Here is a 14,244-nt window from a genome sequence, read left to right as displayed (position 1 = left end):
TCCGATTTCAGACGTTCAACGCATCCCCGCACTTCGCTACATTACATGAAGAAATCAACACTCAGATTTAACCCCAATTGGATCGCGGTCGGCTTGTTACTGGGGGCTTTTATATTCAGTGCAGTCAGATTCTACGTTGTTTCCAAAGGAAGAAGCACGGACAGTGAAACCAATACCGAACTAAAGATCGTCCGCATCACGCACTGGCAATTGGAACCCGGCTTCCGGGAGGCCATGCAGTGGGCGATCGACGAATATAACGCCCTCCCCCAAGTCCGTGAAGCCGGTGTTCGTATTGAACAAAAGGCAATCCCAAGTCGCGTGTTCAACCAGTTCATGAATGTACACCTGATTAGCGGAACCGCCCCTGACATCGCCGTGAACGGGGGGTCCAAGATCAGCGCCGGCAATGCCTTGGCGAAATTCTACGCGCCTCTCGGCAATTATGTGAATGACCCCAACCCGTATAACGCTCCGGAATATCAAAAGAAAGACCTGACGGACAGCGACGCGGCTCAGCTCGAAGAGGCATCATGGATGAACACTTTTGCCGATGGGATGGAAACCGGCTACGATACACGACTCGGCGAATACTACTCGATCCCTCTAAGCACATGGGGCGGGCTTCGTATTTTTTACAACCTAAAGCTTTTGAACGAAGTCAAAGACTTCACCCGGAATCAATTTAAACTCTCGCCGCAGCCTGAATGGCTGAGCGCTCTTTGGCGAACAGCTGAAAACAGCAACGGCTTCCTACCTGAAGCCAAAGGGGCGCAATGGCTGGAAAGTGACAACATCCCCCAAACAATGGGTGAGCTGATGCTTTATTGCTACGCGGTAAAGGCCTACGCACAGGACATCAATGCACCCTTTCTGGTGCCTGTCGCCGGCAGCAGCTATCCTGGTAACGACATCGCCGAGCTCTATCGCGCTGAGTTTCTAAGCTCGTTCTGGAAGGAAATCTCATTCGCCCCCGGCGTCACCATGAATATTATGGAAGTCTTATCCGGCTACACCCGGGGCATCTGGAGCTTCACCTCTCCGGAATTCAAGTCTTACTTCGAATTCACCCACATCATCGGCGACTTCTACCCTTCCGGATTCATGGGCCTGGATCGTGAGTCAGCCAACCGCCGCTTCGTTCAGGGAAAAGCCGCAATCATCACAAGCGGTGGCTGGGACGCGGCAGGTATTTTCCTTGGAGTCAGCCAGCGAAGCAAGCCGGAGGACCGTTTCGAGATCGCCATCGCCCCTGAACCGCTTCCGGTCAAAGGCGAACGCTGGGCGGACGTCTTAAGCGAACGAGTCACCGAGGCAGGTTCGAGCGTAACCCTCAAATTTGCGATTAATAAACAAAGCCAGAATTTCGACTGGGCCCTGGACTTTATGAAGTTCCTGACATCCCAGCGCATCAACGAAAGCTTCAATCAACGCGCACAATGGCTCCCGGTCATTATCGACACGACACCTCCGGCAAGCGTCGCCGCCTTTTTACCCATTTTCGACGGACTCCCGCGTGCCTTTACGCTCGATTTGGACAACTCCAGCATCCCCTCGAATATACGAAGCCTATGGAGAGTCCAAACCAAACTCTATATGACGGGTGACATCAGCTATGAGGAGCTTGTATCGAGGATGGATAGCTTCCTTAGAAACCCCGTCCTCGGAATCCACAAGAACTGGATTACGACCATGCAAACCGAAAAGGAGAAGTCGCGTTCGAACAGCCAGGCGGCTACGATTGAAAGATTCAATACCATGCTGGGCTCTGAAATCTCCGCCAAACGGGAAAAAGCGCTTTTATACGGCGACGCCGTTCAGGATGAAGGCATCCAACTCCAGCTGTGGTGGCATGAAATGCACCCGGATGAACCATATCCGTCTTACTAATAAAATTTATAACCGAAATATCTTACACTAATATCATGCCTCCGAGCCCAGAAGTTCCCCCAATTACGGTTCCTGATGCCGACGTCCGCGGAAAGCTGCGCGCAAAGTTCTTCCAGAAGAGCAAGCTGTTCCTGGCACTCTACCTGTTGGTCTTACCGACGACTTTATCCCTACTGGTCTTCAGCTACTACCCGAAGTTCGATGTCTTCCTGATGTCGTTCTTCCGCTGGCAGCCACCGACCGTGCAGGAGTTTGTGGGACTACGGAACTTCAAGGAAGCTTTCTCCGATCCCATGTTCTGGCAGTCCTTCAAGCTGGTCGGTATTCTGCTGGTCGCCAACCTTGTCAAACTCTGGCCCGGTATCCTTGCAGCGATCGCACTAAACCGGATCAAGAGCGACAAGCTGCGGTATTTCATCCAAGTCTGCTTCGTCGTCCCCATGATCGTGCCGGCGATGGTCTTTCTCTTGATCTGGAAAAACTTCTACGATCCGGACTTCGGTCTGGTCAACCGCTTCCTCAACATGACGGGGGGAATGCGTTTACTCGACTGGATGGATACAGCTATGCCTCAATTGGCGCAGAACCTTGCCCCGATACAGGACAACATGATCGCTCCCGTCTTCGGAAGTGTGGGTGGATTGATTATCCTCGGCGCCTATATCCTCGCGGCAAGTCGTCGCAAGGAGCACGATGCCTCCCGTTGGGGCGACTACGCGGTGCTGTTGGCCGGAGCAATGATTTTACCGGTCGGCACGATCTTCGGCCTGCAAAGCAGCCCGAGCGAAGCAAAAGTCTATGCCGTCGGATTGGCCTTTCTAGCCTGGATGTTCGCCTGCGCCCGCCGCATGGGCAGCAGCTGGATCGCCTGGCCTTTTCTACTGTTTGCTGGGGTCGGCGTCTTCTGGCAGGAACTCTGGCGTCTGCCCTTGGCCCTGTCCCTCGCATTCGGGATCGCCGAACTGATCCGTGCAAAGAAAGATGCTTACCAAGCGCGCCCCTGGTTCAATGTCATTGCCGGCGTCTTGATTGCCTGCGGCATCGCATTTATATTTCTCGGTAACATTTGGACGGAACCAACCGAGCAATTTGCCGGAGGCACGCCAGCTTGGCTGGGCAACAAGGATCTGGTCATTCCGGCGATCCTCTTCTGGGGCTTTCCCTGGGTGGGCACCGTCGGCGTGCTGATCTATCTCTCCGGCCTTCAGAACATTTCACAGGATGTGTATGAAGCCGCCAAATTGGATGGGGTCAGCCCGCTCGGCATGATTTTCAAAATCGAGCTGCCACTGATCATGACTCAGGTGAGAATCAACCTGATCTTCATGACAATTCATACCCTCAGCGCGTATGAGATCTACCTCATTTTGCTGGGCCCCGAAGGCGGCCCCGGAGCGAAGGGCATGGTGCCCGGGCTCTACATGTTCGGCTCCGCCTTCAGTGAAGGCCGTTTCGGCTACGCCTGCGCCTTGGGCATGGTCCTCTTCGCCATCATCCTGATGCTCACCATCGTCTACCAGAAATACGTCAAGGTGGACAAGTAACCCGAAACTTTACTGCGAAACATGCGACCGGAAACATCCAACAAACTCGGCGAGACGATCAAGATCGGCTACCTCGCCTTCATCCTGCTCTTCGCGTTTTTCCCGCTCTACGTGATGATCGTAGTCAGCTTCAAGAGCAACGAGCAGTTCCTCAACAATCCCTGGTTCTTCGACGGAATCAGCAACTGGAACTGGCACAACTGGGTCCTCGGCTGGGACGCCGTCAGCGGCTACATCTGCAACTCCATCTTTGTCTCCTTCCTCGGCACTTTCATCACACTCTGTATCGTCCTGATGTGCTCGTATGCGATCGCCCGATACGATTTTCCCGGCAAGAACTTCATCTTCTATCTGGTCATGGCAACCATGTTCCTGCCCGGCACCGTCGCCGCACTGGTCACATTGTTTGACCTGCTCCGCAGCATGGGCCTGGTCAACAACCTCTGGGCGCTCGTGCTGATGGCCTCGGTGGGCGGACAGGTCGCCGGCGTCTTCATCCTGCGCAACTTCATCGAGGACATCCCCAAGGAGCTCTTCGAGTCCGCCCAGCTCGACGGGGCCGGCCATCTCCAGCAGATCCGCCATATCATCCTGCCGCTTTCGGCTTCGATCATCTCGGTAACCTGCATCATGGACTTCCTCGCATCGTGGAACAACGTCATCCTGCCGCTGCTCCTGCTGCGTGACGACCAGTTACTCACAATTCCTGTCGGCCTCTTCTACCTCGACGGCGAGTATGTGAAGCAATACGGCCAGCTCATGGCCGGCTACGCCATCTCATCGGTGCCACTGCTCATCATCTTCCTCTTCTCAATGAAGTTCTTCGTCAAAGGCCTCTCCGCCGGCGCGGTCAAAGGCTAAGGAACGTCGAACACTTTCACACCTTTTACCTTCCCACTTTCATACTCTAAAAAAGCAATGGCCACTGTTACACTTAGCAAACTCGACAAGACTTACAGCCCCGGCAAGAAGGACTCCTTTCGCGCCGTCAAGGGCATCGACCTGGAAATCCGCGACAAGGAGTTCATGGTCTTTGTCGGCCCTTCCGGCTGCGGTAAGTCGACCACCCTGCGCATGATTGCAGGGCTGGAGGAAATCACCGGCGGCACCCTGAAAATCGGCGAGCAGATCATGAACGACGTCGAACCGAAGAACCGCGGAATCGCCATGGTCTTCCAAAACTATGCGCTCTACCCGCACATGACGCTCTTCGACAATATGGCCTTCGGCCTCAAGTTGAACAAGACCCCGCGAGACGAAATAAAGCGCCGCGTCGACGAAGCCGCCGAGATTCTCGGGCTGACTTCCATGCTCGACCGCAAGCCCAAGGCCCTCTCCGGTGGGCAACGCCAGCGCGTCGCCGTCGGCCGTGCCATCGTCCGCAAACCTGACGTCTTCCTCTTCGACGAACCGCTCTCCAACCTCGACGCGAAGATGCGCGTGCAGATGCGCACCGAAATTTCCCGCCTGCACGCCCGCCTCAACGCCACCATGATTTACGTCACCCACGATCAGGTCGAAGCCATGACCATGGGCGACCGCATTTGTGTGATGAAGGACGGTAACATCATGCAGGTCGATGAACCGCTCAAGCTCTACAATGACCCTCAGAACATGTTCGTCGCCGGCTTCATCGGTTCGCCCCCCATGAACTTCTTCAGCGGCAATTGCATCGAACAAGGCAACACGCAATTCTTTGCGGAAGAAGGCGGTTCCACCGCCTTCAAGCTCAGGCTCGAAGGCCACCTGATCGACGCCGCACGACAACAAGGCAGTAAACCAGCCGTCTTCGGCGTGCGTCCGGAACATATCGAAGTTTCCGCCAATTCAGGCGACGACAGCATCGAAGCCATCATTGATGTCGCGGAACCCATGGGTGCCGAAACCTACCTCTACCTGAACACCCTGTCCGGAAAATCCTTCATCGCAAAGGTGGAAGCCGAGCATGCCTTCAAAATTGGGCAGAAGGTCCATCTGCGCTTCAACCAGGAGCGCGCCGCACTCTTCGACAGGGAATCCGAAAATAAAATCTAAACCCAAACCAAAATGACTGTTTCCGCTTCAAGCCTAATGCAACGCATATCATCCAATCCAGTCCTCCATGAGGACGACATTCCCTGGGACTGCATGTCCGTCTTTAATGCCGGTGTCTGTAAATGGGACGACGGCTATGTGATGCTATTCCGGACCGACACCGGTTCACGCGAAGCACCGGATGCTTACCTGACACGCATCGGCCTGGCCCGAAGCAAAGACGGCTATTCATGGGAAGTCGACCCCGAGCCAGTCTTCGACCAAATGAAAATACGCGAGTGGCTGAAGGATCAATACGACCTGCGCTTCGGCGACAAAGAAGTGGTACGCGTTTACGATCCTCGTATTACTGTGATCGACGGTGACGCCTACTTCTGCTTTGCTGTCGACACAATACACGGGATCCGTAGCGGCATTGCAAAAAGCGCTGACCTGCGCAACTGGGAGCTGCTTCACCTCACCTTACCGGAAGACCGCAATATGGTGCTCTTCCCGGAGCGTGTAAATGGAAAGCTTGTTCGGCTGGACCGTCCCTTCCCCCTCTATTTGCGCGGCGGGCGCGAATCCTTTGATATTTGGATCAGTACCTCGCCAGACGGTGCGAACTGGGGCAATCATCGCCTGTTGCTAGCGGCAGAGGAAGTCCCCTTTGGTAACGCCAAGATCGGCCCTGGAGCACCCCCGATTAAAACCGAGAAAGGATGGCTCACGACCTTTCACGCCGTGTTCAAGCATGAGGATAAAGACCTGTATGCCTGGAGCCCGGATCCATGGCGCAAAGAATACATCGCCGGCCTGATGCTGCTGGATCTGGACGAGCCTTGGAAGGTCATTGGGATGAGCAAGCAACCGCTTCTCCAAGGCGAAGCCCCTTACGAGCTGGAAGGCTTCCGTGGTTCAGTCATCTTCCCAGGAGGCTTCATTCTTGAAGACGATGGCACCGTGAAGATGTATTACGGCGCAGCAGATACGGTCGTTGCCCTCGCAGAAGGCAAAGTCGAGGAGCTGCTGGACGCGATCGAACCACTCTAATCCGACAGGTTTTTCCCACATTTACTCCCGTAATAGAATGGCGACCATCGAACTTGAAAGTACCGAACAAATTGCATCCGGAGTTTGGAAGATGCAATTTGGGACCCCGGAAGCTATTACGCCTGTAAAAGTAAGGCGGTCCGCCCCATGCCTGGATGCCTTGGAAGAACTGCCAAGCCCTGGCGAATGCCCAATCAATATCGAGGATTGCGGAATCCGGGTAACTGCTCGGGGCTGTGTGCTGACGCTCCCCTTCTCCCAATCGGAAGGGATCTTCGGCTTTGGGCTCCAACTGAAGAGCCATCTACAATCCGGAAAGAAAAAGCATTTGCGGGTGAACTCAGATCCGGTCGCGGATACAGGTGACTCACACGCACCCGTGCCGTTTTATGTGTCCACAAAAGGTTACGGGATTCTGGTCGATACAGCCCGCTATGCTTCCGCCTATGTGGGCACACATGCGGGACAAGAGGCTTTGAAAGCACGTGTCGTCGCAAAGAGCGAGGAACCCAAACTATCGACAACCGAGCTCTACACCCGCCAAGCAATTGGAAAGTCGGTCGTTTTTGATATCCCAGCCGCACAGGGCGTCGACGTGTATATCTTTGCAGGGCCCGACATGGCAAATGCCGTCAGCCGATACAACCTGTTTTCCGGTGGCGGTTGCCTCCCGCCCTATTGGGGTCTCGGGAATTGGTATCGGGCCTGCGCAAGACATACCTCAAGCGATGTTCTTGAGCTCGTCGACGGTTTTCAAAAAGACAAGCTGCCATTCAGCGTGGTTGGCTTGGAACCCGGTTGGCAGACTCATGCCTATCCGTGCACCTATACCTGGAGCGAACGCTTCCCGGAACCCGAATCCTTTATTTCGGAATTAAATAAATCGGGCTATCAATTGAACCTATGGGAACATGCGTTTGTTCATCCCTCGGCGCCTTTTGCTGAAGCCATCGCACCTGTCTGCGGAGAAAATCTAGCAATGGATGGCTTGGTTCCGGATTTCCTGGAAACTGAGGCCTGTGAACTCTTTCAAAAGCACCACAAGAAATTGATCGAGCAAGGTGTCTCAGGCTTCAAGCTCGATGAATGTGACAACAGTGATTTCATCTCCTTCTCGTGGTCGTTCTCTGAACATGATCGCTTTCCGAGCGGAGCCGATGGCGAACAAATGCACTGCCTGTATGGAATCCACTACCAACAGACAATAGAGGAAACTTTTACTCGGAATGGGCTCCGTAGCTATGGCTTGGTCCGCTCTTCCGGCGCATTGGCCGCACCACACACTGGAGTCTTGTATAGCGATCTATACGATCACCGTGATTTCATACGTGGCGTAGTAAATTCCGGATTTAGTGGCATGCTCTGGAGTTCGGAAGTCCGTCATGCAAAGGACACCGAAGACCTGCTACGGCGGATACAGACAACCGTCCTTACCGCTCAAAGCCAGATCAACGGATGGTATATCCCCATGCCGCCGTGGTATCAAGTAGACCGGAAGCTGAATAACGAAGGGGTTGTCATGGATGAGATGGACACCGTGCTGCCACTCGTGCGTGAGGCTCTGAATCTCCGGATGAGGCTCTTGCCTGTTCTCTACACCGCATTTGCAGAATATGCACGCAGCGGCCGGCCACCCTTTCGCGCGGTGGTGATGGACTACCCGGAAGACAAAGCAACCTGGAGCTTGGACCAGCAGTTCATGATCGGAGACCACTTACTGGCAGCACCGCTCGTAGCCGGTGAAACAACAAAGGAGCTGTATCTACCGAAAGGGCTATGGTGGGATTTCAAGACAGGCCAGCAGATCGAAGGAGGACGCAGACTCACCCTTGAAAACCCGTCTCTGGATACAATTCCGCTTTACGTGAAGGATGGAGCCATCTTGCCACTGGCAGAAATCAAGCGAGATAACTCTGAGTCACATGAGCCAACAGTCATCCGACCGCATGTATTCAGTTCAACCGAGGCTCAAGGCATTCTTTATGAAGATGACGGTGAAAGCCTGAACGCTTCGAATCAGCTGTGGCATGAGCTGTCTTGGTCGGCAAACTCAGGCCTGAACATTCAAACCGAGGGTCCACTCATGGAGAATCAACGCATCTATACCTTTGGAGAACTGAAAATGCCATGATCCGCCCCTTTCTGATCCTCCTGATTTCGATCCTTCCGGCTGTAATCCTTGCATCCGACTCCACGATTCAGATCCTGGGAATCGGGAATAGCTTCACCCAGAACGCGGCCCAGTATTTGCCTGACATCATCAAGTCTTCGCCTGAGGTCGAAGCCGACATCGCGCTGGCTGTGATCGGAGGTTGCTCGCTGGACAAGCACGTCGCCTTAGCCAAAGCTCACGAGGCAAATCCCGAAGCGGGCAACAAATATAATTTCTTCGTGAACCGCTCGAAGATAAAAGGAGGTGCCTCATTGCAGGAAATTCTTCAGGATCGGGAGTGGGACTATATCACGATTCAACAAGTCAGCACCAAGAGCTACAAAATCGAAACCTACTACCCCTATGCCGGGGAGCTTATTAGCTATATCAGGCAATATGCTCCAAGTGCAGAAATTGTGATCCACGAAACATGGTCCCATAGTATCGACAGTTACCGCTTCAAGAAATGGGGACTCCATCCCGATGACATGTTTGCACGGCTACACGCAGCCTACGGACAGATCGGCAATGAATACAGTCTCCGAATCATTCCCGTGGGCACTGCCTTTCAAAAAGCGAAAAAGCACCCCCTCTGGAATTATCAGCCGACGGAAATGGATGTTTCCATGTTGAGCTACCCCGAAGACAAAGAGAATCTACCTGATGAAAGTAGAAGCCTTCACCGGATTCACTTTTGGATCAAAGACAAGCAGACGGGAAACATGAGGGTCCACAACGACGGATACCACGCAGGCAAGTATGGTGAATATCTGGGAGGCTTGGTTTGGTATGAGTTCTTTTTCAATCAGGATGCACGTGAGATCACTTATCGCCCAAAAGGGTTTACAGACGAACAAGCAATCTCATTGCGGAAGGTCGCGCACGATACGATATTACAGACTAACACAGCCGAAGTGATACCAGCGGGCGCAGTTCTCTTCGATAAGGAATCAGAATTTGTAGATAATCCGTAATACAAATTCCTAAACCATTTTAAAAATCTCTTAAACTTAATTTATGAATAATTCAACTTACGCTCTAACACGCAACACAAACAACCCAGTTCTCAGCGTCAATGACGTTCCTTGGGAATGCATGTCGGTCTTCAATGCAGGTGTCTGTAAATACAAAGGCAGTTATACGATGTTATTTCGCACGGATACAGGTGCTAAAGAAGCCCCAGATGCTCGACTGACAAAAGTCGGCCTGGCAACAAGTGTAGATGGCATCAACTGGCAAGTCGACCCTGAGCCCGTATTCGACCAGACGAAAATGCGCGAATGGTTAGGTTCCGTTTATCGTGAACGATTTGGACCAGAAGAATTGTTTCGGATTTACGATCCACGTCTCACCATCATTGACGACGAAATCTACCTTTGTTTCGCATTAGACACGATTCACGGTGTCCGCGGTGGCATTGCTAAAAGCACTGATTTCCGTAATTGGAACCTGCTACACATTACACTTCCAGACAACCGTAATATGGTGCTCTTTCCAGAAAGGGTAAATGGAAATCTCGTCCGTCTGGAACGCCCATTCCCAATCGTCACCCATCATAAAGACTCATTTGACATTTGGATCAGCGAATCACCCGACGGCGTGCACTGGGGCAACCACCAACTCCTCTTAGCGGCGCACGAAATACCGTTTGGCAACACGAAATGTGGTCCAGGCGCACCACCGATCAAGACCGAAAAAGGCTGGTTAACGACCTTTCATTCCGTCTATATCCACGAGGATAAACAACTTTATTCCTGGGACCGAGGTGCATGGCACAAGGAATACATGGCTGGCTTGCTATTACTCGATTTGAACGAGCCATGGAAAATTATCGGCATGAGTCAAGAGCCCTTGCTTCGCGCTTCTGAACCCTACGAACTCGAAGGTTTCCGAGGCTCTGTGATTTTCCCAGGAGGTTTCCTACTTGAAGAAGATAAAGTAAAAATGTTCTACGGCGCAGCCGACACAACAGTGGCCTTAGCTGAAGGCAAACTGGAAGATCTGTTAGCGATGATTCAGCCAATGTAACACACTCTGAACCTCCCTGTAGAACAACAGCACGTAGCGTATCCTTTGATCATGACACCTGTCTCACTTAGCCCAAAGCCTTCCTGCCACACTCCACTGGTACAGTGGTCAACGGTCTTATCCGAAGCACCCGACCCAATTGCACTGGACAATGCTGCCGCATGGAAGAGCGTCAACGTTCCTCATAACTGGGATGACTATCATGGCTACCATGAAGTCTGCCATGGGAACCTGCACGGCATCGCTTGGTATAAAACGCATTTTCAATACAACAAATGCGCGCAAGAGCGTCTTTACGCATTCTTTGAAGGCGTGGGCAGTTACGCAACGGTCTACATTAACAAGCAGGAAGCAGGCTATCACGCTGGTGGCAGAACGACATTTACTGTCGATTTGACAGATCATTTGGTCGAAGGCGTTAACGAATTGCTCGTTAAAGCAGATCACAGGGAAATGATTGACGACCTGCCCTTCGTTTGCGGCGGTTGCTGGGGTGCCCCCAATACCGAGGGCTCCCAGCCGATGGGCATCTTTCGCCCAGCGTGGCTAGAGTCAACTGGCCCAGTCAGAATCGAGCCCTTCGGCGTCCATGTTCAAACGCCAAAAGCAAGTGAACTGGTAGCGGAAATCTTGACGGTCAATACACTGTCAAATCCAACCCAGCTCAGTGGAGATGCAATCATTCGACAATCCGTCCTCGATAGCAATAAGCTTGAAGTCGCTAAAAGCGAGAAAACGGTTCAATTGACAGGTCAAATAGAGGAAACCGTTTCGAGCAGTTTCCCCGTATTGGAAAATCCCCAACTTTGGTCACCGGAGAATCCACACCTTTACACAATGCACACCGAGGTGCTTGTAAACGGCAATGTGTCACACATAACGGATACAACTTTCGGCATTCGTTGGATTGAATGGCCACACATCGAAGCCCCCGATGCAGATTACTTGGGGGTATCCGTAGATCGTCGCGGCACACCGATTTCATGGGGAGTCGAACCCCTCACACTTGAGAACAACGGGCTAACCGAGATCGCCGTGCCTGCGAAAGATGGGGCCATTTGCCTCGCACCCATGGGGGTCAGCATACAACAAACAGCAGACACCACCAACACCGCAGCAAACCTCGTCGTAGATTTAACACTACAAGCAGCATTAGAGAGTGACGAACCGGTGCAAATCCTCTGTGAAATACAAAACGAGATGGGCACGATTTTTTTCCATCAATACCGGAAGGAAATGCATGTCACAGCGCCGCAGTCCAACTTGAGATGGCAAGTGCCGACCATTATCCATCCGCACATGTGGTCGAAAAAAGACCCTTACCTTCATAAGCTTGTAGTGGAAATCCGAACACAGTCTGGCGAATTATCTGAGCGCAGCGTGACACTCTTTGGCATGCGCGATCAACCATGGGATACCAGCACTCCACTGAACCTCACCCGCCCAGTCTACGAAGCACTGCCAGAAAAAGCAGCCGAGACACAGAGCGACCGTGAGCGCGTATTCAAAGTCAATGGACAGCCACTGTTCATGCGCGGAACTTGTGAGTATGAAACCATGCTCGGCTGCGATCACGCATTCACCGAAGAACAGATTGCAGCAGATGTTACGATGATGAAAGCTGCCGGATTCAATGCCTTCCGCGACGCCCACCACCCGCACAACTTGCGCTATTATGACCACTGGGACCAAGCGGGGATCGTGTGCTGGACACAGATGGGCTCTTGCGTCTGGTTTGATAATGATCGCTTCCGGGAAAACTACAAACAGCTGGTTCGCGAATGGGTCAAAGAGCGGCGCAACCACCCTTGCATTATCATGTGGGGAATACAAAACGAGTCCCCCTTGCCCAAGGAATTCGCCGAAGAAATACGCGACATCATTATTGAGCTCGACCCGACATGCCCGCAGTGGCGCATCACGACGACTTGCAACGGCGGCAAAGGCTCTGATTGGAATGTGCCGCAGGATTGGAGCGGAACCTATGGACGCAATTGCCACGACTATGATTTACAGGCCATTCAAATGGTTGGCGAATACGGCGCCTGGCGCACCTTTGGTGTCCACACAGAAACTGAATACAATGGCGATGAAAATGACCGCAGCGAGAGTTGGGCCTGTGCGGCAATGGAAATCAAGTTACGCCTCGGCGACGAAGCCCGAAATGATGCCATCGGCCATTTCCATTGGATATTCAACACGTTCCCAAACCCGGGGCGCGCTCCCGACAACTGCGAAGGCCCGGACAACAGTAAGATCGGATCCGTAAACAACAAAGGCTTGGTTACCGCATGGCACCAACCATCGGATCTGTATTACATGTTTCGTTCACATTATACTCTGGGACAAGCCTCAGACCCCATGGTATATATCGTCTCGCACACTTGGCCAAACCGCTGGATAAATCCGCAACCAAGGAAAGTCCGCGTTTATAGCAATTGCGAAGAAGTCGAACTGTTCAACGGCGTCGAACGCGTTTCTTACGGCAAGAAAACACATCCGGGTTTTGGGTATCACTATATTTGGGAAAACGTGCTTCCAGAAACAAATATTCTTCACGCCATCGGTTACCAAAACGGCCAAAAGGTGACAGAAGACATCATCCGACTCGATCACTTACCCGAAGATGAAAGCGTGACGAAATGGATCGGCGAAACCAAAGATGTATCGGCTGAGGGAACCGTTTTGTATCGTGTAAACTGCGGTTCCGATCAGGCATACATCGACGATTGCGGAGCCACGTGGTCACCAGACACAGCTTGGACCGACTCATCAGACTTTGGGTGGATCAGTTGGGGAAATCGCTTTGATAATGTTGAAGATGACCTGGCGAGCAAAGGCTTTACAATGACACCCGTTCGCGGCACGACTCTTCAGCAATTGTATCGAACATACCGCTACGGAAGACACTGCCTGAAATACCATTTCAAGACAGGACCAGGGAAGTTCCGCATTCGCTGCCACTACGCTGAACCTTGGTTCGGCGTAGGAGGTTTCAAGGACGCAGAGCAACTCCGCTTGTTCGATGTCGCCATCAACGATACCATTGTCGATGCAAAGCTCGACATCCATAAAGCATCAGGCGGACATCACCGAGCACTCGTCCGCGAGTATGATATCGAAATCACATCTGCTACACTGACGCTGCACTTCCCAACGATCCACGTCAACCAAGCCATCATCTTCGGCATCGAGTGCATCAAGCTGTAGCGACTCAATATATCAAACCGACTGATCTGAATGGCGCTAGCTTAAGGAATCGGAGTGATCGTAGGCGACTTGCTTCAGCCGGTCGCCCGCATGTGCAACGGGTTCCGCAAGTCCGCTCGGCCGTGCGGCTAAAGCAACACGACTACGTCAATCCACCTTAAGTTAGCGCCATTCCCGACTGATCTTTTAAAGATTACCCCGAACGCTGGGAAGAGTTCTCCGTTCAGGAAAACCTTGCCCAGTTGAAAGACGGCGTCGGCTATTTCGGAATAATATCACTGGGTTCTTCAGACGTTTATCATTCCTTTCGATTGAGTTCTTTTTCGAAGAAGATGCCCGTGACATCACTTATCG

The 14,244-nt window shown here is 52.5% G+C and carries 9 protein-coding genes; all 9 read left to right on the top strand.

Features of this window, described 5'->3' with window-relative positions; all coding sequences use genetic code 11:
- Positions 1 to 45: 45 nt before the first annotated feature.
- The 9 genes from O2597_RS05215 to O2597_RS05175 are packed head-to-tail and all read left to right on the top strand — an operon-like array spanning position 46 to position 13,890.
- Positions 46 to 1,890: an ABC transporter substrate-binding protein gene (locus O2597_RS05215; RefSeq protein WP_269523143.1), complete on the top strand. Its 1,845-nt coding sequence runs from the start codon at positions 46 to 48 to the stop codon at positions 1,888 to 1,890.
- A gap of 35 nt (positions 1,891 to 1,925) precedes the next feature.
- Entirely contained in the window at positions 1,926 to 3,434 is a 1,509-nt protein-coding gene (locus O2597_RS05210; protein WP_269523142.1) for a carbohydrate ABC transporter permease, read from the top strand.
- A 21-nt stretch (positions 3,435 to 3,455) separates the two neighbouring features.
- A complete protein-coding gene (locus O2597_RS05205; RefSeq protein WP_269523141.1) occupies positions 3,456 to 4,295 on the top strand; it encodes a carbohydrate ABC transporter permease in 840 nt (279 codons plus the stop codon).
- Between the two features lie 57 nt (positions 4,296 to 4,352).
- Complete coding sequence (locus tag O2597_RS05200; RefSeq protein ID WP_269523140.1) at positions 4,353 to 5,468, top strand: ABC transporter ATP-binding protein; 1,116 nt, start codon at positions 4,353 to 4,355, stop codon at positions 5,466 to 5,468.
- A 36-nt stretch (positions 5,469 to 5,504) separates the two neighbouring features.
- Complete coding sequence (locus O2597_RS05195) at positions 5,505 to 6,500, top strand: glycoside hydrolase family 130 protein (protein WP_269523139.1); 996 nt, start codon at positions 5,505 to 5,507, stop codon at positions 6,498 to 6,500.
- A 37-nt stretch (positions 6,501 to 6,537) separates the two neighbouring features.
- Positions 6,538 to 8,631 carry a glycoside hydrolase family 31 protein gene (locus tag O2597_RS05190; protein WP_269523138.1) on the top strand — a complete coding sequence of 698 codons (2,094 nt, stop codon included), beginning with the start codon at positions 6,538 to 6,540 and terminating at the stop codon, positions 8,629 to 8,631.
- The gene (locus O2597_RS05185; protein ID WP_269523137.1) at positions 8,628 to 9,626 is read left to right on the top strand and encodes a DUF4886 domain-containing protein; all 999 of its coding nucleotides are present in this window, start codon (positions 8,628 to 8,630) and stop codon (positions 9,624 to 9,626) included. The genes O2597_RS05190 and O2597_RS05185 overlap by 4 nt, the downstream gene beginning before the upstream one ends.
- 43 nt (positions 9,627 to 9,669) lie before the next feature.
- Complete coding sequence (locus O2597_RS05180) at positions 9,670 to 10,680, top strand: glycoside hydrolase family 130 protein (protein ID WP_269523136.1); 1,011 nt, start codon at positions 9,670 to 9,672, stop codon at positions 10,678 to 10,680.
- 51 nt (positions 10,681 to 10,731) lie between these two features.
- Positions 10,732 to 13,890, top strand: a complete 3,159-nt coding sequence (locus O2597_RS05175) for a glycoside hydrolase family 2 TIM barrel-domain containing protein (protein WP_269523135.1) — start codon at positions 10,732 to 10,734, stop codon at positions 13,888 to 13,890.
- Positions 13,891 to 14,244 lie beyond the last annotated feature (354 nt).

Source organism: Coraliomargarita parva (assembly GCF_027257905.1).
GTDB lineage: Bacteria > Verrucomicrobiota > Verrucomicrobiia > Opitutales > Coraliomargaritaceae > Coraliomargarita_A > Coraliomargarita_A parva.
Note: the sequence above shows the minus strand (reverse complement) of the source record. Positions and strands in the feature narration are given on the sequence as shown.